The sequence below is a fragment of the Streptomyces sp. NPDC002671 genome, assembly GCF_053592475.1.
This window is the reverse complement of record NZ_JBSFVU010000040.1, coordinates 1-21,361: the sequence shown is the minus strand read 5'-3', so window position 1 is coordinate 21,361 and position 21,361 is coordinate 1. Positions and strand designations below refer to the sequence as shown.

The 21,361-nt window shown below is 69.0% G+C and carries 16 protein-coding genes and 4 pseudogenes; 8 read left to right on the top strand and 12 right to left on the bottom strand.

Translation table 11 applies throughout. From position 1 onward, the window contains the following. Positions 1–554: 554 nt before the first annotated feature. The 3 genes from ACWD35_RS38010 to ACWD35_RS38000 all read right to left on the bottom strand — a co-directional run bounded on the left by ACWD35_RS38010 (position 555) and on the right by ACWD35_RS38000 (position 4,545). The gene (locus tag ACWD35_RS38010; RefSeq protein WP_451355943.1) at positions 555–1,799 is read right to left on the bottom strand and encodes a COG4705 family protein; all 1,245 of its coding nucleotides are present in this window, start codon (positions 1,797–1,799) and stop codon (positions 555–557) included. Between the two features lie 1,301 nt (positions 1,800–3,100). Further along, positions 3,101–3,721, bottom strand: a complete 621-nt coding sequence (pyrF, locus tag ACWD35_RS38005; protein WP_451355942.1) for an orotidine-5'-phosphate decarboxylase — start codon at positions 3,719–3,721, stop codon at positions 3,101–3,103. After that, on the bottom strand, positions 3,709–4,545 hold the full coding sequence (locus tag ACWD35_RS38000) for a COG4705 family protein (RefSeq protein WP_451355941.1): 837 nt from the start codon (positions 4,543–4,545) through the stop codon (positions 3,709–3,711). Before ACWD35_RS38000 ends, pyrF begins: the two co-directional genes overlap by 13 nt. Positions 4,546–4,751: 206 nt before the next feature. Here ACWD35_RS38000 and ACWD35_RS37995 point away from each other — a divergent pair. Then, positions 4,752–5,315: pseudogene (locus tag ACWD35_RS37995) on the top strand (IS110 family transposase); the annotation flags it as partial. A gap of 63 nt (positions 5,316–5,378) precedes the next feature. Here the strand turns inward: ACWD35_RS37995 and ACWD35_RS37990 are convergent. Next, complete coding sequence (locus tag ACWD35_RS37990; protein WP_451355940.1) at positions 5,379–5,801, bottom strand: pentapeptide repeat-containing protein; 423 nt, start codon at positions 5,799–5,801, stop codon at positions 5,379–5,381. 136 nt (positions 5,802–5,937) lie between these two features. On the opposite strand from ACWD35_RS37990, the pseudogene ACWD35_RS37985 reads away from it, so the two are divergent. After that, positions 5,938–6,048, top strand: a pseudogene (locus ACWD35_RS37985) (IS982 family transposase); the annotation flags it as partial. 120 nt (positions 6,049–6,168) lie between these two features. On the opposite strand, the pseudogene ACWD35_RS37980 reads toward ACWD35_RS37985, so the two are convergent. The 5 genes and pseudogenes from ACWD35_RS37980 to ACWD35_RS37960 all read right to left on the bottom strand — a co-directional run. Beyond that, positions 6,169–6,441: pseudogene (locus tag ACWD35_RS37980) on the bottom strand (ankyrin repeat domain-containing protein); the annotation flags it as partial. Positions 6,442–6,703: 262 nt separating this feature from the next. Continuing rightward, complete coding sequence (locus tag ACWD35_RS37975) at positions 6,704–7,372, bottom strand: response regulator (RefSeq protein ID WP_451355939.1); 669 nt, start codon at positions 7,370–7,372, stop codon at positions 6,704–6,706. Continuing rightward, on the bottom strand, positions 7,369–8,652 hold the full coding sequence (locus ACWD35_RS37970) for a histidine kinase (RefSeq protein ID WP_451355938.1): 1,284 nt from the start codon (positions 8,650–8,652) through the stop codon (positions 7,369–7,371). Before ACWD35_RS37970 ends, ACWD35_RS37975 begins: the two co-directional genes overlap by 4 nt. 34 nt (positions 8,653–8,686) lie before the next feature. Next, complete coding sequence (locus ACWD35_RS37965; RefSeq protein WP_451355937.1) at positions 8,687–9,538, bottom strand: ABC transporter permease; 852 nt, start codon at positions 9,536–9,538, stop codon at positions 8,687–8,689. Beyond that, positions 9,535–10,473: an ATP-binding cassette domain-containing protein gene (locus tag ACWD35_RS37960; protein WP_451355936.1), complete on the bottom strand. Its 939-nt coding sequence runs from the start codon at positions 10,471–10,473 to the stop codon at positions 9,535–9,537. Before ACWD35_RS37960 ends, ACWD35_RS37965 begins: the two co-directional genes overlap by 4 nt. Before the next feature lie 308 nt (positions 10,474–10,781). On the opposite strand from ACWD35_RS37960, the pseudogene ACWD35_RS37955 reads away from it, so the two are divergent. Next, positions 10,782–13,554: pseudogene (locus ACWD35_RS37955) on the top strand (Tn3 family transposase); the annotation flags it as partial. A gap of 131 nt (positions 13,555–13,685) precedes the next feature. Here the strand turns inward: ACWD35_RS37955 and ACWD35_RS37950 are convergent. Further along, positions 13,686–14,348, bottom strand: coding sequence for a response regulator (locus tag ACWD35_RS37950; RefSeq protein WP_451355935.1), 663 nt, complete (start codon positions 14,346–14,348; stop codon positions 13,686–13,688). Next, a complete protein-coding gene (locus tag ACWD35_RS37945) occupies positions 14,345–15,520 on the bottom strand; it encodes a sensor histidine kinase (protein WP_451355934.1) in 1,176 nt (391 codons plus the stop codon). The genes ACWD35_RS37950 and ACWD35_RS37945 overlap by 4 nt, the downstream gene beginning before the upstream one ends. A 209-nt stretch (positions 15,521–15,729) precedes the next feature. Between ACWD35_RS37945 and ACWD35_RS37940 the strand changes: the two genes are divergently transcribed. The 3 genes from ACWD35_RS37940 to ACWD35_RS37930 all read left to right on the top strand — a co-directional run bounded on the left by ACWD35_RS37940 (position 15,730) and on the right by ACWD35_RS37930 (position 18,374). Further along, positions 15,730–16,650 carry an ABC transporter ATP-binding protein gene (locus ACWD35_RS37940; protein ID WP_451355933.1) on the top strand — a complete coding sequence of 307 codons (921 nt, stop codon included), beginning with the start codon at positions 15,730–15,732 and terminating at the stop codon, positions 16,648–16,650. Continuing rightward, positions 16,647–17,471: an ABC transporter permease gene (locus ACWD35_RS37935; RefSeq protein ID WP_451355932.1), complete on the top strand. Its 825-nt coding sequence runs from the start codon at positions 16,647–16,649 to the stop codon at positions 17,469–17,471. Before ACWD35_RS37940 ends, ACWD35_RS37935 begins: the two co-directional genes overlap by 4 nt. Before the next feature lie 123 nt (positions 17,472–17,594). Beyond that, entirely contained in the window at positions 17,595–18,374 is a 780-nt protein-coding gene (locus ACWD35_RS37930) for a Tn3 family transposase (RefSeq protein ID WP_451355931.1), read from the top strand. Positions 18,375–18,816: 442 nt separating this feature from the next. Here ACWD35_RS37930 and ACWD35_RS37925 read toward each other — a convergent pair whose 3' ends face one another. Beyond that, on the bottom strand, positions 18,817–19,344 hold the full coding sequence (locus ACWD35_RS37925) for a tyrosine-type recombinase/integrase (protein WP_451355930.1): 528 nt from the start codon (positions 19,342–19,344) through the stop codon (positions 18,817–18,819). 130 nt (positions 19,345–19,474) lie between these two features. Here ACWD35_RS37925 and ACWD35_RS37920 point away from each other — a divergent pair, with 130 nt between their 5' ends. Both ACWD35_RS37920 and ACWD35_RS37915 read left to right on the top strand, forming a co-directional pair. Further along, a complete protein-coding gene (locus ACWD35_RS37920; protein WP_451355929.1) occupies positions 19,475–20,170 on the top strand; it encodes a response regulator transcription factor in 696 nt (231 codons plus the stop codon). After that, entirely contained in the window at positions 20,163–21,269 is a 1,107-nt protein-coding gene (locus ACWD35_RS37915) for a sensor histidine kinase (RefSeq protein ID WP_451355928.1), read from the top strand. The genes ACWD35_RS37920 and ACWD35_RS37915 overlap by 8 nt, the downstream gene beginning before the upstream one ends. Positions 21,270–21,361 lie beyond the last annotated feature (92 nt).

Genomic DNA, 21,361 nt, shown 5'->3' with positions numbered 1-21,361 from the left:
GGCCAGGTGGATCTTCCGGGAGTTGTCCGGGCCCGAGTGCCGCTCGGACGGGGGCTGCGGCATGCATGGCTGGGCGTCGAGGCCGGGAAAGTCGTTGGGTGCTGACACATCCGTTATAGAGATGTCGCACGGCAGACTTGTCGTTCTCTGGCCGCTGGGATTCAGAGAGTGAGGCTGGGCCTTGTCGACACGGGGGTTCTGCGGGGTAACGAACCCATCGGTACATCACGGGAGCCGTTGATGTTCCTCTTACTCGGCAAGCCGCTTGGAGCCCCTTGCGGTCGGCGGTTTCAATGTCTTCCCGCGCAGCCCAGCAGGGACGGTCTGACGATCGGGTTGATCGCCGGGGCGGAGAGCAGGAACGCGAGCGCCGCGGCTCCCAGGTCAGAGGCCGTTCACGGCTCCGTTGAAGGACCCTTCAGACGCTCGGAGCGTCAAAGGAGCGTCCAGACCAAACGGCCGTGGCTGTTGGCGATCCGCGTGCCGCGTGCGGTTCGGAATGTTGACTGCCCCGGCGCAGGGGATGCGTCGGGGCAATCCGTCATGGTGGTTGGCTAGCCGAGTGAGGTGAGGAGGGTGTTGAGCGCCTTGACCTCGGTGGCCTTGTCCGGGCTCGGGGCGCGTAGCGCCTTCAGGACGTGGTCGATTTCGTTGTCGAGGAAGTGCCAGGACTGCTCGCTCTTGGGCTCAAGGGTGGACTGGTCGTCGTCCCAAGCGGTCTCGAGGTCGGTCACTCGGGTGGTCGCGGCTGACTGGTTGCCCGAATTGAGCTTTGCCAGGGTGTCAGCTGCGATCGTGCGGAACTTTGCGATCTCAGCCGGAGGGAACGGCGACGTCGCCTGCTCCGGGGTGAGATGGGCGGTTACAGGTGCGGGGGCGTCATCCTCGCTGGCCGCGGCCGCGTGGGGCTGGTGGTGTGCCCAGATGAGAAGCGCCGCAGTTGCGACCGCTACGACGGCGTAGTAACCGAGCATGATCCGCTCACGCGCCGGGTTCAGCGCTCGCGGGGTATGAGTGAGGTCGTCGGTCTCGATGACATCGCTGCGGCTGAGCGTGAGGTACACGACCGTAGCGAGGATCGCGGCCAGGAAGATCACGCTGGTCACCGCGGTGCCGAGGCCCAGGCCGCCGTCGCCGCTGGGCGAGCCGAGCCAGTCGCCGAGGTTGGCGCCGAGCGGGCGGGTGAGGATGTAGGCCAGCCAGAAGGAGAGCACCGCGTTGGCGCCGAGGCGCCATGCGAGGACGATCGCGACGATCAACCCGAGAGGCAGGAACACGGAGACACCTGGGCTCCAGCCGGTCAGGTCCAGGGTCCAGTCGCCGGTCGCGGTGCCGAGGGCAAAAGTGACCAGGACCGCGAGCCAGTAGAAGAGTTCACGGGGACGGGTGGTGATGGTGTGGACCGACAGGGTCCGCTCGCGGGCGTACCAGATCCCGAAGACAACGGCCAGGACGCCGGCGAACACGCTACTGCTCAGCGCGAGGGGAACGCCCTGGTTGTCGGTGAGGATGTCGGTGTAGAGGGTGCCGGTCACGCTCACCACCACGACGGTGAGCCAGTACACGAACGGGACGTAGCGTTTGGTGGTGAGTTGCCAGCCCATGACGCCTGCCAGAACCGCGGTGAAGATCAATGCCGTGTTGATCAGGCCAACGCCGAGGTTCATGTTGATCCAGTCGGCGAAGCTTTCGCCGACCGTGGTGCACAGGATCTTGATGATCCAGAACCAGATCGTGACCTCGGGAACCTTGTTCAGCATCTGCTTGGCATGCGTCCGAGGACTCTCGGGCGTCGTCATAGTTGTCATGCAACCCTCACATAGAACGGGCGGCAGCACAGAGGGAGCGGCCCTCACGTCTGCGGAACGGTAATTGTCTACAAATGTGTAGACAGGTGCAGCCTCGGACCTGCCGGGCGGTGGGATGATTTCGATTGCTCGTCAAGCCCACTCGGGCCGCGCCGCCGGAGGCGTTATCCGTGACACGGTTCGCGTTTTCAGGATGGCCTCCGCTTTTATTCTTTCCTCGGCCTGCGCGAGGCCTTTCTGTATGCCTGTTATGACCCAGGGGTGGCGCAGCTTGTTAGGCGGGATCTTGAGGTTTTCCTGCATGATGCAATACACGCTTTTACTGCCCGCTCCGCCCGGCAGGGAGGCGCCGGGAAGGCGCTGATGCCTCTAATGGGAGCCGCCGAGTTGGAGAGACTCGGTGCCGTAGTCACCAGCAGGGGAGCATTAGCCGCCTCGGAAGCGTTCGGTTTCTCAGGTCAGACCGTGCCCCTGCTGGTCGGCCGGAAGCCCCCCCAGCCCCCTAGCCAGCCTATGGAATTCGTGGAGCCAATTCGAGCCCTGGCCGGCGGAGCTGGCCAGAATTCTGGGAACTTCGTCCCGGAATTCAACCTGCGGAGCGCGTGAATTCGCGTCGCCGGATCCCCCGTACGGCCTTCTTTCCTGGCCGCACAGAGGAGGCTCTCCTGCCACTCTCCTATCCAGTGCCGGAGAGGTGGTGTGAGCCCGCCTCGGTCGGTTGTTCGCCGGCTCGCTGCTGGTCTCGTTGCTGGGTGCCCACCTCTGGAACCACCGGACTCTCAGACGTTTCATGGGTCATACTGCTCGACTGTGCCAGCGGGAACCTGAACACATCCTGACTGTCCCGTTGATCACTCGCCCCACTCGTGCAACGCGAGCAGCATGGCTCCATGCACACACGCACCTCTTCTCCATATCGGTCGTCCGTCCCTCCCCCGCGACCGAAGAAGACCGCCTTGCACGCTCAGACCACAACGCCAGCACCGTCCGAACGCGCGACCACTTGGCTTCGTGGTCTCCCACGAACACCACCTGATCGCCTGCCACACCGACACCGCGCACTTGATGAACACCGGCCGGATCACCACCAGCGGTCCCGCGGCCGAACTTCTGCCCGTGAGGTGACCCGGCCCAGGAACTGCTACCAGTGCACTGGCGCAACGCCGGTGCCTGCCGCATCGGTGTCCTGACCGTGCTACGCCGCGAACGAGCCCACTTCCAGCGCGAGAAAGGCATCCGTCAGGAGGGCCGACCACTCGCCACCCCGCCTGACGTCTTCCCAGATCGGTCTACTACAGAGCGAGACCGGCGCGGACGAAACGAAAGGCGGCTGCCGGGTCCTTGGCGTGTGTGACCGTTCGCCCCACGACGACATGTGAGAGGCCGGCATCGAGGGCAGCCCGCGAAGTCCCGGGACGGGCATGGTCGGTCGGGGTTTCACCAGGCAGTGTGACTCCAGGAGTGACGATCAGGGCATCGGTACCCAGTGCGCTGCGCAAGAACGCGACGTCCTGAGGCGAGGCGATCACGCCGTGGCAACCGGCTTTGCCCGCCAGGCGGGCCGGCCGGAGCGCCTGCTGCTTGGCCGAGTCACCGATGCCGATGTCAGCGAGATCCTCGTCGGTCATGCTGGTGACCACGGTCAGGGCGAGGATCCGCATTTCGGGAAAGTCGCGGGCTGCTTCGACAGCGGCGGTCATGATGCTCGTGCCGCCCATGCTGTGCACGGTCACCATGGAGACGCCCAGAGCCCCCGCGGCACGGACCGCGCCGGCGACCGAGTTGGGGATCTCGAAGAGCTTGAGGTCCAGGAAAACCTCTTTGCCCTGCGCGACAAGGCCCTTGACCAGATCGGGGCCAGCCGCCGCGTGCCGCCGGGCCCACCGAACTGACGTGTGGCTCAGGCCGCGCATCCCGTCGCCTGCTCCGGTTCGGCGACGTCCCTGCGGGTGACGGAAAGGTAGATGACCAGCCCGAGGATGACCGCGAAGAACAGAACGCTCGTCACGACGGTGCCAAGGCCGAGGCCGCTGTCGCCAGTTGGCTGGGAGAGGTAATCGCCGATCGAGGCGCCCAGCGGGCGGGTCAAGATGTAGGCGATCCAGAAACTCCACACCGCGTCCAGGTCCAGCGCGAAGTGCGCGATGGCCACCGCCGCGATGGCCGCCGCGAACAGGACGGCGGACAGCCAGTAGCCGAGGTCAATACGCTCGGACACCAGGTCACCGGCCGCGGTGCCCAGGGCGAAGGTGAACAGGACCGCCAGCCAGTAGAAGGACGCGCGGCTGGTGGTGTCGATGTGGTGGATGGACAGGGTCCGCTCGCGCCGGTACCAGACGACGAACACGACCGCGAGGACGATCGCGAAGACCGTGGTGCTCGTCTCCAGCGGCACACACATGTTGTCGGTGAGGTTGTCGCTGATCAGCGTGCCGACGACGCTGATCAGTGCCACCGCCGGCCAGTACACGCCCGGCCGGTAGACGCTGGAGCGGAACTGGACCACCAGGACGACGGCCAGCAGGGCACTCATCAGAACCGACACACCGGTCAGCCCGAGACCCGCCTTCTCGTTCAGCAGGTCCGCCGCGGTCTCGCCGACCGTCGTGCACAGCACCTTGATGATCCAGAAGTAGACGGTGACCTCGGGCACCTTGATCCAGCGCAGCCGGTGACGCGAACCGGGGGCCTGACCCTCCTCCGGAACCACCCGACTCTCAGACGTTTCATAGGTCACGTTGTCCGACCGTGCCACCGGGCACCTGAACGCATCCTGACTGCTGGCGCGCTTCGCCCACCCCGCCCGTCCCGTACGAGCACCATGGCGCCATGCGCACGCACACAGACAGTCTCCGCATAGCAGCCCTCCATCCCTCCCCGGCCCACGTGACGGAAGAAGGCAGCCTTGGACACTCCGACCACCACCCCCGCGCCCACTGACCAATCGGGGCTCTGCCGCTGGCGGTGGCGAGGGACATGGGCTGCCCGGTCGTCTACCTGCTCGGGCTGACGATGCGGCGGATCGCCGACCTCTACCCCGGCGAGGCCAAGACCGACGCGAGGGACGCGTTCATCATCGCCGACGCCGCTCGCGCGATGCCTCACACGCTGCGGGCGATCGACGGCGAGGACGAGGCGATCGCCGAGCTGGACATGATCGTGGGCTTCGACGACGACCTGGCCGGCGAGGCAACCAGGGTCGCCAACCGGCTGCACGGCCTGCTGACCCAGATCCACCCCTCGCTGGAACGGGTGCTGGGGCCGCGGTTGCAGCACCCGGCCGTCCTCACGCTGCTGGAACGGTTCGGGTCTCCGGCCCAGATCCGCAAGGCCGGCCGTCGGCGGCTGGTCACCCTGCTGCGGCCGAAGGCACCGCGGATGGCCGAGCGGCTGGTCAAGGACATCTTCGCCGCGTTGGACGAGCAGACCGTGACCGTTCCGGGGACCGAGGCTGCAGCGCTGATCGTCCCGAGCCTGGCCGCCTCATTGACGGCCGTCCTTGACCAGATGATCAATTCCAAGGCTTGGCCGACGTCCGTGACGAGAGCGTGAGCCTCGGTCGTCAGTCGTTCACCCGGTAATGGGCCAGCCGATGACCTGCTCGAGTTGGAGGTTGCGGAGGACGGCGTTGTCCAGTTTGACGCCGGTGGCATTAGTCAGACCGTGGGGCGGGGCGCCCGTGAGAACCCGGCCGAAACGGGCGCCGGTCAAGTCAGCGGCGCGGAGGTCGGCGCCGGTCAGATCGCAGCCCGCCAGCGTGACCCCTCTCAGCGAAGCACCGCGCAGATTCGCCCCGCGAAGATCGCACAGTTTGAAGTGGCAGCCGTCGAGGGTGGCTTGACGGAGATCGGTCTCACGAAATGTGCACCGCGTGAACCACAACGGCTGCAAACGCACGGAAGCGAGATCGCCGCCGTCGAAGGACTCCCGCTGGAGCGTTGCGTGTGGACGGCGGGACGCGAGGCTCTCCTTCAGCGTTACCAGTCGGCTCATGCTGGACATCGTGCCAGCTCTTGAGGAGGGCTGTCGTTGCCGGGCAGCCGGGGCGGACCGCTCTGTCCGGTATCGCTCGCGCCCAGATGCGCGGCAAGACGCACGCGGACGTCGCGAAGGAGTCCAACCTCTGTGTGTGAAGACAGAGCTGGACTCCCTCGCGACCGCACTCCATGTAAAGACCGACGACTTGCTGAAGGACTCGCCGCAGTTGGCCCCATGGCGGCCAGCCGTGGGCATCGCTCCGCCCAGCCGGAAGGTGAACAGCCGCGTCATAGTTGGCAATCCGCCCCGCCAGCGCCCTCGGGCTCACGCCATGAACGTTGTCCCGGTCAGGGTCGGCACCGGCTTCCAGAAGGAGCCGAATCGTCCCGCCTTCGCCCCGCGAACAGAACACCGCCCTCCACAACGGCGTATTGCCATGACGGTCCACGACATCGACCGCCGCACCCGAGGCCAGCAGGACTTCGACGGCCGCGGGCACCTGCGCCTGAGCAGCAAAATGCAGCGGTGTCCAACCCTCGGCATCGGCAGCCACCGGGTCGGCGCCCTCAGCCAACAGCACCCTCAGGCCGTCCACATCTCCGCCGCCAGCCGCATAGTGCACCGCGGCCCGCCCCAACCGATCCCGATCCGTCATGCCGACCATCCTCACCCGGCTTGACGAAAGAGATAGGGGCACCCCCCTCGCAGCGCCGTGCCCATACACAAGTGCCGTCGCTTCCCAGGCTGAGAGCGCGAGTTCGATTCTCGTCACCCGCTCCACGCGAAACCCCCAGGTCAGAGACCCAGGGGTTCTTTGTTGTCCGGACCGGTGTCCTTGCAACCATGACCTCGTCGCCGAAACCCGCGCCCAACTCCCTCCAGGCAGGCGTCAGATCATCCGTGACGTGACCCGCCGCTCAGTCCGAGTGAGGTCGGGCCAGGCCGTGGTCGTAGGCGAAGATCACCGCCTGGATGCGGTCGCGCGCACCGATCTTGGCCAGGACGCGGCCGACATGCGTCTTTACCGTGGACTCCGACAGGACGAAACGCGTGGCGATCTCGCCGTTGGTCCAGCCCTTGCCGATGGCGACGAGGATCTCGCGTTCGCGGTCGGTGAGGACACTCAGGCGCGGATCCTCGGCGGAGCCGTCGCCCCCGGGTGGCACGAGACGGGCGAATTCGTGCAGCAGGCGGCGGGTGAGCGCGGGCGCGATCACCGCGTCGCCGACGGCTACCGCGCGGATGCCGGCGAGGAGTTCCTCAGGGCGGGCGTCCTTGAGGAGAAAGCCGCTGGCTCCAGCGCGCAGGGCTGCGTGGACGTACTCGTCGAGGTCGAAGGTGGTCAGGACGAGGACGCGGGAACGGTCGCCAGCGGCGACGATACGGCGCGTGGCCTCGATACCGTCCATGCCGGGCATGCGTACGTCCATGAGGACGACATCCGGGCGGAGTTCGGCGGCCCTGCGCACGGCTTCGGCTCCGTGTGCCGCCTCCCCGACCACCTCCGTCTCGGGTACGGAGTCCAGAAGCATGCGAAAGCCGTACCTCTGAAGGGGCTGGTCGTCCACGACGAGCACGGTGGTCACCGGGCACCGCCCTGGGGAGCGAGGTCGAGGGTGGCGTGCACCGTCCATCCTGGCCCCGCGGGACCCGCGCTGACGTCTCCGCCGTAGAGAGCTGCTCGTTCTCGCATGCCCACCAGGCCGTGTCCTTCCTCGTTCGCCGTGCCGGGACGGTCGGCCGGTGTGGGTGGGCCGGAGTCCTGGACGGTGATGGTCAGCCGTGCGTCCTCCACGACGATCGCCAGGTTCGCACGTGCGCCCGCGCCGGCGTGTTTGAGGGCGTTCGTCAGGGCCTCCTGCACGATGCGGTAGACGGTCAGCTGCACCCCGCTGTCGAGGGCGTCGATGTCACCGACGGTACGGTAGACGACCTCCAGGCCGGCGGACCGTACCCCCTCGCACAGCGCGTCGATGTCCGCGAGACCGGGCTGCGGGCTCAGCTCGGGCTCGCTCCGCGGGCCGTCCGCCTCGCGGAGTACGCCGAGCACGCGCCGCAGTTCGCTCAGGGCCTGGCGCCCGGTGTCGCCGATGAGGTGCAGGGCCTCCTTTCCCCGTTCTGGGGCGGCGGCAGTGGCGTAGGTGCCCGCGTCGGCGAGTGTGATGATGACGGACAGGTTGTGGCCGACGATGTCGTGCATCTCGCGGGCCACTCGCGCCCGCTCGGCCGCGACGGCGAGCCTGCCCCGTTGGTCGCGTTCGATCTCCAGCCGGGCCGCGCGGTCCCGCAGCCCGGCCAGCTGGGCCCGCCGGATACGGATCATCAGACCGAGCGCGAGGGCTGCGGTCGCAGTGCTGAGCAGGAAGAAGAGCGCGTCCCAGACCGACATCGCCGCCGAGACCCGCGCCGCCACCAGGCCCAGCGCACCCGCTATGACCGCACAGGCCCACGGCAGCTGCCCCAGCCGCCCGTGCAGAGCCAGGCTGTAGAGGGCGATGAAAAGGGCGACGTCCGCACGGAGTGCGGCGCCGAGGGACCACTGGACGACGAACACGGCCGTGACGGCGCCGAAGGCCACAGCGGGCGCCCGCCGCCGCCACAACAGCGGCAACACCAGCCCGGCCTGCAGAGCCAGCGTGCCGACCACGGGCAGCCGGGTGAACGCAAGGCGGAAGCGGCGCGGACCGTCGCCGTCCCCGTGGACCCCGTGCAGCAGATCCGGCAGGCAGAACATCAGGAAGACCAGCACCACCACGGCGGCGTCCAGCACCCACGGACGGTCCCGGTCGGCGTGCCGGAGCCGCTGGCCGACCCGGCCGAGCCGGGCGACCAGCGGACCCATCCCGCTGAGATCATCGGTGGTCACGGAATTCACCCGTCCATGATGCGGGTGCCGTTCCTCAGACGTCGCTGCGCAGCAGCCGGTACGCCGCCCCTGCCAGCGCCAGTGCCGTCCAGCCGAGGAAGACCAGGAGCCCGGCGGAGGGCGACAGGGTGGTGGAGTCATGGGCCAGCGCGAAGATCGACTCGCCCGCGTGGCTCGGCAGGTAGGGGTCGATGCCGCCCTGCCACGAGGTGGGCAGCAGGGAGACCAGTCCGGGCACCAGCATGAGGGCGGCAACCAGGACCGAGATGCCGCCGGCGACGGACCGCAGCAGCGCCCCGAGGGCGGTGCCGATCACGCCGACCAGGCCGAGGTAGAGCCCGGCGCCCAGCAGGCTGCGTACGACGCCGGCGTGCCCGAGGTCCATGGCAGCGGGCGTGCCGGACACGATCTGACTGCCGACGAGGAAGGCGGCGAACGCGCCGACGGTCGCGACCACCAGTGCGACCAGCCCGTACACCGCCGCCTTGGACCACAGCACGGGCAGCCGGCGCGGTACGGCCGCGAGGGTCGAGCGGATCATGCCGGTGGAGTACTCGCCCGCCGTGACCAGCACGCCGAGCACGCCGAGGGCGAGCTGGGCGAAGTTCGTGCCGAAGAGGGACAGGCTCACCGCCGTCGCGGTGGCGAAGTCGCGGTCCATGTGCCGGCCGGAGTCGAGATTGGACTTGTAGTGGCTCGCGGCGATGACGCCGAAGGCCACGAGGAACAGCAGGCCCAGACCGAGAGTGATCCAGGTGGAACGCAGGGACCAGAGCTTGGCCCACTCCGAGGCAAGCACGCGGCGTCCGGTCACTCGGTAGGCGGGCCGGTCCGCAGCGGGCTGGGCCGTCTCGGGGGTCTCAGGTGTGGCCGTCAGGGTGGTCATGCCGCGCTCCCGGAGGTGTCGGTGCCGGTCGTGGAGCCGTGGTACTCCACGGCGTCCCTGGTCAGTTCCATGAATGCCTCCTCCAGCGACACCGGCTTCGTGGTCAGCTCGAAGAGCGGGATCCCGTGCTCGGCCGCCTTCAGCCCGATCTCACGGGCGCTCATCCCGATCACCTGCAGTTCCTCGGTGCCGACGCGGCCGGTGATCTCCACGCCCGGCCCGGCCAGCACGTCCCGCAGCCGGGCCGGGTCCTGCGTCGCGACCTTCACGGTGTCGCCGCCCGCCTCGCGGACCAGGTCCCGTACGGTCGTGTCGGCGAGCAGCCGTCCCCGGCCGACGATGATCAGGTGGTCCGCCACCAACGCCACCTCGCTCATCAGGTGCGAGGAGACGAACACCGTCCGTCCCTCGGCGGCGAGCGAGGTCAGCAGGTTGCGGATCCAGAGCACGCCCTCGGGGTCCAGTCCGTTGACAGGCTCGTCCAGCATCACCGTCTGCGGATCGCCCAGCAACGCGGCCGCGATGCCGAGTCGCTGTCCCATGCCGAGGGAGAAGGCACCGGCCCGCTTCTTCGCGACGCTGCCGAGACCGGCGAGTTCGACGACCTCGTCGACCCGGCGGCGCGGAAGGCCGTGGGTCAGCGCGAGCGCACGGAGGTGGTTGTAGGCCGAGCGGCCCGGGTGGATCGACTTCGCCTCCAGGAGCGCCCCGACCTCCTGCAGGGGCGCCTGGTGACGGGCGTAGCGGTGGCCGTTCACCGTGACGGAACCGCGCGTCGGTGCGTCGAGTCCGACGATCATGCGCATCGTCGTGGACTTGCCCGCCCCGTTGGGGCCGAGGAATCCGGTCACCGTACCCGGCTTCACGGTGAAGTCCAGACCGTCGACGGCTGTCTTCTCCCCGTACCTCTTGGTGAGCTGCTGGGCCTCGATCATTCGCGTTCTCTCTTTCGGACTCCGGCGCCCGGCACGCCCGGCGCCTCCTCCACCACGCTAAGTCCGCGATCTCCCGGATCCGGTGGTACCGGGGACTGAACACTGCCGGGCAGGTGGTACCGGGGTACTACGGCTCCTGCGGCCTCGCTGGTCGGGGCGGCGGCGAGGGCATGACCGAGGACGCGGCGGAGTGTGCGCCTGCGATCCGACGCGTCGGCAGGAACTCGCGGCCACAAGCACAGCACCGCAGAGAAGCAGTCGCCGTCTGGGCAGCGTTCCGGAGGCAGACTCGTGCCCACAGCGTGCCGGACCGGGATCTGATCGCGCTGCGGCGTACGAAGTATCACCAGCTGGGCTTCGCCCTCCAGATGTGCACGGTCCGGTACGTGGGGCTGTTCATGGAGGACCCCCTCGCGGTGCCGTGGCCGGTGGTCGAGCACTTGGCCGCGCAGCTCGGCATCGAGGACCCGTCGTGCGTGAAGCGGTACACCGAGCGGGTGAAGACGGCGTACGAGCACGCGTGGGAGATCCGGGACGCCTACGGCTACCACCCGTACGACGACCCGGAGTGGGGTCGGAAGTTCCGTACGTTCCTGCACGGCCGGGCGTGGACGCACGCGAAGGGGCGTCGCGCTGTTCAACCAGGCGGTGGGCCGGCTGCGGCGGAACCGGGTGCTGCTGCCGGGGGTGTCGGTGCTGGCCCGGCAGGTGTCCGAGGTTCGCACGATCGCGGAGAAGCGGTTGCACGCCACCGTGGCCAGGGCGGCTCACCGCGCGGATCCGGCGCTGCCGGCGGATTTGGTGGCCACACTGGTGACGCCGGAGGGCGGCCGGTACTCGGAGCTGGAGCGGCTGCGCCGGCCGCCGACGCGGACGACGGGCACGGCCTTCGCGCGGTCGCTGGAGCGGGTCGACGAGATCGGCGCGTTCCAGTTGGGCCGGTTGAAGCTGTCGCAGATCCCGCCGAACCGGCTCGCGGCGCTGGCCCGGTACGGGCTGGGGTCCAAGGCCGCGAGCCTGGAGCGGGCGGCGGAGCCCAAGCGCACGGCGATGCTCACCGCGGTGATGCGCCACCTTGAGGCCAAAGCGATCGACGAGGCGCTGGACCTGTTCTCGGTGCTGATGGCGACGAGGCTGATCAGCACGGCGAAGAGGGCCACGGACAAGGAACGGCTCTCGACGCTGCCACAGCTGGAGAAGGCGTCGCGGACCCTGGCGCGGGCGGCGAAGGTGCTGTTCGAGGAGCTGGAGCTGGTCGAGGAGCTGAAGCTGGTCGAGGCACAGGGCACGGATCTGGACGCGGCCGCGTTGTGGCGGGCGGTGGAGGAGGTCGCGCCGCGGGCGGTGGTGATGAGCTCGGCCGCGATGGTGGTCTCGCTCGTGCCAGAGGACGAGGACTCGGCGGCGGTCGCCATGCGGGCTGCGCTGGCCACCCGGTACAACACGGTGCGGCCGTTCCTGTCGCTGCTGGGCGAGTCGAAGGCGCTGGACGCGGCGAGCGGAGGAGCCCGCATCCTGGCCGGGGTGAAGCGGCTGCCCGTGCTGGCGAGGCGGCGGGTGAAGGACAAGCCACTGCTGCCGCGAGAGGTCGACGACAAGCTGGTGCCGGCCGTGTGGCGCAAGGCGGTGTACGCCAACGCCGAGCTGCCGCCGGGGGCCGTGGACCGGGACGCGTACGTCGTGTGCGTGCTGGAGCAACTGCACCGCGCGCTTCAGCGCCGGGACGTGTTCGCCTCTCCCTCGCACCGCTGGTCGGACCCGCGCGCTCGGCTGCTGGACGGCACAGAGTGGGAGGCGGTGCGGGAGGAGGTCCTGGCCGGGCTGAGCCTGGACATGCCGGTCGAGGAGCACCTGGCCGCATTGGTGACGGCGCTGGACACGGCGTGGAAGCAGATGGCGGAGCGGCTGGAGACGGCCGGGCAGGTCACGAAGGTCTCCATCGAGGTCCCGCCGGGCGGGTGAAGCTGAACGTGTCCAAGCTCGGCGCGCTGGGTGAGCCGAAGTCGCTGGCCTGGCTGCGGGGCCGGGTCCAGAAGATGCTCCCGAAGATCGACCTGCCGGAGCTGCTCTTCGAGGTGTACGGCTGGACCGGGTTCCTGGACGCTTTCGTGCACCTGGGCGACGGCACGACCCGCATGAAGGACCTGACCACCTCCCTGGTGGCCCTCCTGGTCTCGGAGGCGTGCAACATAGGCATGACTCCGGTCATCAACCCCGCACATGAGGCGCTGACCAGAGCCCGGCTGGTGCACGTCGACCAGTTCTACCTGCGCGCCGACACCATTGCCGCGGCGAACGCCGCGCTGGTCGCGGCCCAAAGCCGTGTGCCGATCGTCGCGTACTGGGGCGACGGGCTGCCGGCCTCGGTCGACGGACTGCGGTTCGTCGTCCCCGTCCGCACCATCAACGCCGCCCCAGCGGTTCTGGCGCGCGACACTGCCCGGCGTCGAAACCGGTACATACGGGCCGCTGGAGCCGCTGGCCCGCAACCGGGTCAACCTGAACAAGGTGATCACGCACTGGCCGGACATGCTGCGGGTCGCCGGCTCCCTGGTCACCAACCAGGTACGTGCCTATGAGCTGCTGCGGATGTTCGGCCGCGAGGGCCACCCGACCCCGCTGGGCCAGGCGTTCGCCGAGTACGGGCGGATCGCCAAGACCGAGCACCTGCTCCGTGTCGTGGACCCGGTCGGTGACACCTACCGGCGGCAGATGAACCGGCAGCTCACCGTTCAGGAGTCTCGCCACAAGCTGGCCCGCGACGTGTGCCACGGCAAGCGCGGCACCATCCACCAGGCGTACCGGGACGGCATGGAGGACCAGCTCGGATCGCTGGGCCTGGTCCTCAACGCCGTGGTGCTCTGGACCACCCGGTACATCGACGCCGCCGTCGCCCAGCTCCGCGCCGAGGGCCACGATATCCGGGACGAGGACATCGCCCGGCTCTCCCCGCTCAAGCACCGCAACCTCAACGTGCTCGGCCGTTACAGCTGCACTGCCTCCCAGCCGGTTGACGGGCTGCGGCCCCTGCGCGACCCGGACGCCGTCAACCCCGACGATGACGACGACGGAGAGGACTGAGCCAGCCCGGGACCGGCCAGTCCTGTTTACGGCCGCAGCGGGTGGCGGGTGGCGGCTGCTCCTTCGGCTGCTCGTACCCGCGACGTGAGCGACAGGGTATTTCCGGCTTCACCATGGGGCCGGTGACGCCGTCAGCGAGGCAGGGTGACGAGCCCCATCTCATAGGCGGTGATGACGAGCTGGACCCGGTCCCGGGCGCCCAGTTTGGTGAGCAGCCGTGAAACGTGCGACTTGGCGGTGGCCACCGTGATGAAGAGGTCCTCGGCGATCTCGGCGTTCGACCGGCCGCGGCCGACCAGGGTCAGTACTTCCCGTTCCCGCTCGGTGATGCCCTCGACCGACCGTGGGGAGTGCTCCGGGGCTGGTGCCGGGCGCGCGATGAAGTCCGCGATCAGACGACGCGTCACACCCGGCGCGATCAGTGCGTCGCCGGCGGCGACCACGCGGATCGCCGCGAGGATGTCGTCCAGCGCCATGTCCTTGACCACGAAGCCGCTCGCGCCGGCCCGGAGCGCGCCGTAGACATGGTCGTCCTCGTCGAAGGTGGTCAGGACGAGGACGCGTGTGGTTGCCGGACCGGCCGTGATCAGGCGGGTGGCCTCGATCCCGTCCATGCCGGGCATCCGGATGTCCATGACCACGACGTCGGGGCCAATGTCGCTCACCAGTTGGACGGCCTCGGCGCCGGTAGCGGCTTCACCGACGACCTCCAGATCGCTGTGATCGGCCATGAGCACGCGCAGACCGGACCGCACCAGCGGCTGGTCGTCGGCGAGTACCACCCGGACGGTCATCGGGCTTCCACCGGAACTGCGATGGGTGCGGGCAGCGGCAGCAGGGCCGCCACCCGGAAGCCGCCCTCAGGGCGCGGCCCGGCGCTGAGGCGGCCGCCCAGCAGACTGACCCGCTCCCGCATCCCAATGATGCCGAAGCCGTGGGCCGAGCCGTTCCCGGTGGCGCCGCGCCCGTCGTCGACGATCTCCACGGACAGCTCCTCGTCTCCGTAGTCGATGACCACCCGGCAACGCCCGGTGCCCGCGTGCCGGACCACGTTGGTCACGGCTTCCTGCACGATGCGGTAGGCGGACAGCTCGATGTCGGCCGGCACGGGACGCTGCTCCCCGCTGCAGCGCACGTCGACGCGTACCCCCGCGCCCGCGGTCGCTGCCGCCAACCGTTCGACGTCCGCCAGCCCCGGCGAGGGCGCGAGCGGTGACTGCTCCGACGCGGTCGCGCCCAGGTCGGCCTGACGGAGCGACACCAACGTGCGCCGAAGGCCTGACAGAGTCTCTCTGCTGGTGACCTCGATGGCGTGCAGGGCCTCGCGCGCCTGTGCCGGCTGGGTCTGGATGACCCGGCTGCCCACACCGGCCTGGATGGCGATGATGCCGATGCTGTGCGCGACCATGTCGTGCAGCTCCCGTGCGATCCGCAGCCGTTCGGCGGTCACGGCCTCGGCCACCTCCTGTGCACGCAGCGCCACCGCGTGCTCGCGGCGCTCGCGACTCAGCAGACTGGCCATGCAGGATGCGGCCAACGCCAGGAGGGCGATCACCTCGTTGACGGCCAGGCCGTCCCCGTGCGCGAAGACGCCGATCACCAGCACCTGCACGGCGACAGACGCGGCCACGGCGACAGTCGAAGCGCGCCGTACGCATGTGGCGACGATGAAAGCCAGCACGAGGTCCACCGCCAGATACGACAGGAACTGGCCCTGGTACGACGCCGCCAGGCTCTCATGGCCGGAACTCGGAGGGCCCACCACCACAGCAGTGGATCCGAAGAGTGCCATGGCCAGAGCCAGCAGCGGCATCCGTCGCACCACGCCGGCGAGCAGGCTCACAGCCAGCAGCGCCCCGACACCGTGGACCGTGCCCGACGCCCGCGGTGCGGCCCCCACCAGCAGACCCACCACGAGGAGATAGGAGGCACCCCCCGCCCAAGCCACGGCCTTCGTTCTCGTCATCGGCGGTGCGCCCTCCCGGGAACAAGGCCACGGTGCGCAACACGCGCAGGCAACGAAATGGTCGTCATGGGATTCACGCCGCGAGACTAACCGGGCCACCACCAGCGCGGCATCAGCCCGGGGACGTACGCCCACGGGCCAACTCGGCCGCACGATTGCCGCCCACGGCCGCATGCCCTGACGGGGCTCCTCTCGGCAGTGTGGGTGCCGTGATCGAAGTCAGCGAACTCACCAAGCGCTACGGCACCAAGACGGCCGTCGACAATCTGTCCTTCACCGTCCGGCCGGGCCAGGTCACCGGATTCCTCGGCCCCAACGGAGCCGGCAAGTCCACCACCCTGCGGATGATCCTCGGCCTGGACGCGCCCACCACCGGCTCCGCCACCGTCAGCGGCGTCCCCTTCCACCGCCACCCGCGCGGACTGCGGCACGTCGGCGCCCTCCTCGAAGCCGGGCAGGTCCACGGCGGCCGCAGCGCCGCGGCCCACCTGTCCGCTCTGGCCCGCAGCAACGGCATCCCGCGGCGCCGGGTGGACGAGGTACTTCGGGAGGTGGGGCTGACCGAGGTGGCGAACCGCCGCATCGGCGGATTCTCCCTCGGTATGAAGCAGCGCCTCGGCATCGCCACGGCCTTGCTCGGCGACCCGCCTGTGCTCATGTTCGACGAGCCGATCAACGGCATGGACCCGGAGGGCGTCCTCTGGGTACGCCGGCTCTTCCGGCGACTGGCCGCCGAGGGACGCACGGTCTTCCTCTCCAGCCACCTGATGTCGGAGATGGAGAACACCGCCGACCAGCTGGTCGTCATCGGCCGGGGCCGCCTCATCGCCGCCGAGTCGGTACGGGACTTCGCGGCCCGCAGCACCCGTAGCAGCGTCGTGGTGGGGACACCGAAGGCCGCCGAGCTGGCAGCCGTGCTGACCGCGGCGGGCGCCTCGGTCGAGCCGGAGGGCTCAACCAGCGCCGAGAAACTCGCCGTGACCGGGCTCTCGGCCGACCGGATCGGGGTGCTCGCCTTCGAGGGCGGTATCCAGCTGAACGAGCTGACCACCCGTACCGCCTCACTGGAGGCGGCCTTCATGGAACTCACCGCCGACAGCACCGAATACCAGGCAGGACAGCCCCGATGACCACGCTCACCTCCGCCCCCCGGACCACCCCCGTCGCCGCGCCGCCCGCCCGCTTTTGCGACCTGCTCGCCGCCGAGTGGATCAAGACACGGTCCCTGCGGTCCACACCGTGGACGATCGCACTCACCCTCCTGTTCTGCATCGGGTCCACCGCCGTGGCCACGCTGACGGACAAAGCCGCGCCCTCCGGCCCCGCTGATTTCCGGCCCTACGACGCCTATCCGCCGGCCGGCTACTGGACGCTGATCCTCGTCGCCAGCAGCATGGGCGCCCTCGCCGTCGTGAGCGAATACAGCAGCGGGCTGATCCGCACCACCACCGTGGCCGTCCCGGCCCGCGGCTCGGTCGTGCTGGCCAAGGCGGCCGTCACCGCCGCACTGTGGACCGCGGTCGGCACGGCCGCCTCCACCGGTTCCTTCCTGGTCTCCCAGGCCATCCTGGACGGGCACTATGCCGGCGTTCCGATCACCCACCCCGGTGTGTTCCGGGCGCTGGTGGCATCCGCGTTGCTGGCTCCGGTCTGCGCCCTGGTCGGTCTGGGTCTCGGTGTTCTGCTCCGGCATGCCGCCGGGACCATGGTCACCAGCGTCTTCACCCTGATGATGCTGCCCCCCATGTTCTCGGAGAGCAGCCGCTGGTCGGCGGACATCAAACACGCGCTAATGTCGGCCGCCTGGAACCGCCTGATCCGAACCTGGGGGCCGGAGCCCGGATCCTTGGGCTACACAGCCACGGTCCCCGGCTCCTGGATCGTGTACACGCTCTGGCCGCTGATCACGATCGCACTCGCCGTTCTCGTCGTGAAACGCCGCGACGTGTGAGTGTGCCCCCAGGAGCGAGGTCCCAGTAGCTCGTGGCAGCCTTGATGACGGTCTCTCATAAACGACGCAGAACTTCTCTCGGAACTCCCGCGTTCCGAGAGGCACTTCTGCGAGATTTCCGCCATGGATCTGACACCAGATCAGGCCGCAGGTGCGGTGGAACGCCATGATTGCCCGAAGTGCGAGGCTTCGGCGGGCAGCCCGTACCGAAGCCCGCGCCGCGCTGGGTGGCCTGACGGTCAAGCTCCTGCAGGCCGGGGAACGGCGAGGCCACGGGCAGGCGACCGGTACGCCAGCCGCAGTCAGGACCCGGCCGGGCTGCTAGCCGGCGACGTCACCCTGCACCCGCGCGGCCTGGTCATCGCCGTCCTCACCGGCAAGACCCGGACCGCGTCCACCGAGGCGATCCTGCGCCGCTTCACCCGCAACGCATCCCACCCCACCTACGCGGCGATGCTGGAGGTCGGCCGCGCCCAGAAGACCATCTTCGTGGCCCGCTACCTGCGGCTTCGGGACCTTCAGCGGGAGATCGAGGAGGGCCTGAACGTGATGGAGTCCTCCAACGGCGCCAACTCCGTGATCGCCTACGGGAAGGGCGGGGAGATAGCGTCGAACCGGCGCGCCGAGCAGGAGATGTTCGTGCTGTCCCTGCGGATTCTGCAATCGGCCCCGGTCTACGTGAACACCCTGATGCTCCAGGACATCCTCGGTGAACCGGAGTGGGCGGACCTCCTCACGCCCGCCGACCGGCGCGGCCTGACCCCGCTGTTCTGGTCCCATGTCCGGCCCTCCGGTGAGGTGAACCTCGATATGGGCGCCCGTCTCAGCCTCGCCGTGACCTCCGTACCGGAACCCCGGGCCCCGGCCGACCAGACCGCGCGATCCACTGTGGAGAACATATGAACCGCGCCTGTACGGCACTGCGAGCGGGCCGCGCCGGCGTCTCGCGTGGCGCGACGTCGACACCTGGCTGCCCCGCGCCCGCGCCTGAGCCACCGTACTGATCTCGCCCGCGTGGTGGCGCCTGCCGGACGATGACCGAGAAGCCCACCGCTCCGGCGTCGAACTCGCCTTCTGGACCAACCGCCAGGTCCGCGGCAGCGGTCTGTGCACGTCGTGCTGGATGCGCGAGAGCGATGTAGCGCCGGACGGCGACCATGAGACCGAAGGTCAGGGCGAGGCCGACGGGAGCCGCCGAGGACGGTCTTGGCGGTGGCGCCGGTGAGGTCCTGGTCGTGGGTGATGATCTGGCCGGTGGCGTAGCAGGCGCCCCAGACGATCATGGTGCCGGTAAGACTCGTGCAACCCGGTACACGCGATTGAGTTCGCCCAGCTCAGCGGCGCCCTATTGATCGGTGGGGAGTGTCGAGCGGGGCATGACCGAGGATTTCGCGACGACGACGATGTCGAGGCCGACGCGGAGCAGGTTGGTGGCCATGGTGTGCCGGAGGATGTGGGCGGTCAGGGCGAGGTTGCCTGCTTCGTCGACGATGTCGGCGTCGGTGGCGAGTTCGTCCATGAGCTGGTCGACTGCCCGGGTGGTGAGCCGTCCGCCGCGTCGGTTGAGGAACAGCGCAGGGCTGTCTGCGCCGGGCCAGGAGGCGCGTTCGGTCCGCCATTCGGTGCGCGAGGTCCGGGCAGTGGTGTCGATGAGCGGGACCTCGCGGGATGCCTCGCCCTTGCCGGACCGGACGATGACCTTTCCCTTGCGCGCGGACAGGGGGACGACGTCGGTGTCGTTCAGGGCGACGAGTTCGGCAATGCGCAGCCAGGAGACGAGTTCGGCAATGCGTAGCCAGGAGTAGAACAGCAGCCGGCCGATGGCGCGGTCGCGGGCGAGTGGGCGGCGTTCGACGGCGCTCAGGTAGCGCATTTGCTGGCGGGCGTCCAGGGAGCGGGGTGCGAGTTCGGAGGCGCCGTCGCGGCGGACGACGGCGGGGCTGAGTCCGAGCTGGGTGAAGAAGCATATGTCGGCGATATGCCGTGCTGCTTAGGCTTCAGGTATGCGCGTGTTGATCGTGGAGGACGAGCCCTACCTGGCCGAAGCCGTCCGGGACGGTCTCCGGCTGGAAGCGATCGCCGCCGACATCGCCGGCGACGGCAACTCCGCTCTGGAACTGCTCAGCGTCAACTCCTACGACCTCGCGGTCCTCGACCGCGACATCCCCGGCCCCTCCGGCGACGAGGTCGCCCGACGAATCGTCGCCTCCGGCAGCGGCATCCCGATCCTCATGCTCACCGCTGCCGACCGGATCGACGACAAGGCGTCCGGGTTCGAACTCGGCGCCGACGACTACCTCACCAAACCGTTCGAGTTGCGGGAGCTCGTCCTGCGGCTGAGGGCGCTCGACCGCAGACGCGCGTACGCCCGCCCCCCGGTCCGCGAGCTCGCGGGCCTGCGGCTGGACCCCTTCCGCCGGGAGGTCTTCCGCGACGGACGCTACGTCGCGCTCACCCGGAAGCAGTTCGCCGTGCTCGAAGTCCTCGTCGCCGCCGAAGGAGGTGTCGTCAGCGCCGAAGAGCTACTGGAGCGGGCCTGGGACGCCAACGCCGACCCCTTCACCAACGCCGTCCGCATCACCGTCTCCGCCCTGCGCAAACGACTCGGCGAACCATGGCTCATCGCCACGGTGCCCGGCGTCGGCTACCGAATCGACACCGGCATGGACACCACCCACCCCGGCGGCACTCGTGAATAGGCGCCCAGGGCTCAGCGCCCGCCTGAAACTCACCATCAGCTACGCCGGATTCCTCCTCATCGCCGGCACTCTCCTGCTGGCCGTGGTATGGGTGTTCCTGCTGCGCTACGTACCCGACAGCCCCCAGGGCCTTCTCGGGGTCGCACCCAACCGCTACGTCCTCGAGCGCATGTTCGCCCCCGCCGCGGCCATAGCACTGGCCTTCCTGCTGGTGTTCGGCCTCCTGGGAGGATGGATCCTCGCCGGCCGGATGCTCGCACCACTCACACGGATCGCAGACGCGGCACGGATGGCCGCGAACGGATCACTGTCCCACCGGGTCCGCATGCAAGGTCCCCAAGACGAATTCCGCGAACTCGCCGACGTGTTCGACACCATGCTCGAACGACTCGAATCCCACGTCACCGAACAGCAACGCTTCGCCGCGAACGCCTCCCACGAACTGCGCACCCCGCTGGCGATCTCGAAGACACTCCTCGACCTCGCCCGCAACAACCCCACGCGGGACCAGGGCGAACTCATCGAACGCCTCCACACCGTCAACACGCGGGCGATCGACCTCACCGAGGCCCTCCTGCTACTCAGCCGCGCCGACCGCAAGAGCTTCACCCGCGAGCCCGTCGACCTGTCCCTCATCGCCGAAGAAGCCACCGAAACGCTGCTTCCCCTCGCCGAAAAACGCCAGATCACGCTCGATGTCACCGGCGAGAAGGCACAGACCCTCGGCTCCGCGGCGCTCATTCTGCGGATGGTGACCAACCTCGTCCAGAACGCCATCGTCCACAACCTTCCCGCCGGCGGCACCGTAACGGTCCACACCGAACCGCAGCACGACGCGAGCGTGCTGCGAGTCGAGAACACTGGCCATCGGGTCCCAGCGGAACTCCTACCGACCCTCACCGAACCCTTCCAACGCGGAACAGAACGCACACGCACCGACGAACATGCCGGGGTCGGCCTCGGGCTGGCCATCGTGCACAGCATCGTCCGAGCACACGACGGGACCATCGACCTCGCACCCCGCCCCACCGGCGGTCTCCTCGTCACGATTCGACTTCCCGGCACGCCGCAGGCATCGTCCCTGAGCGGGGCCCACTAGGGCCTGTGTGATGTCGTGATCAATCGGCTGCTTGCAAGAGATCTCCGACCCAGATCATGGAGGCGCGGAGTTCGAGGCCGGCGAGGTAGCTT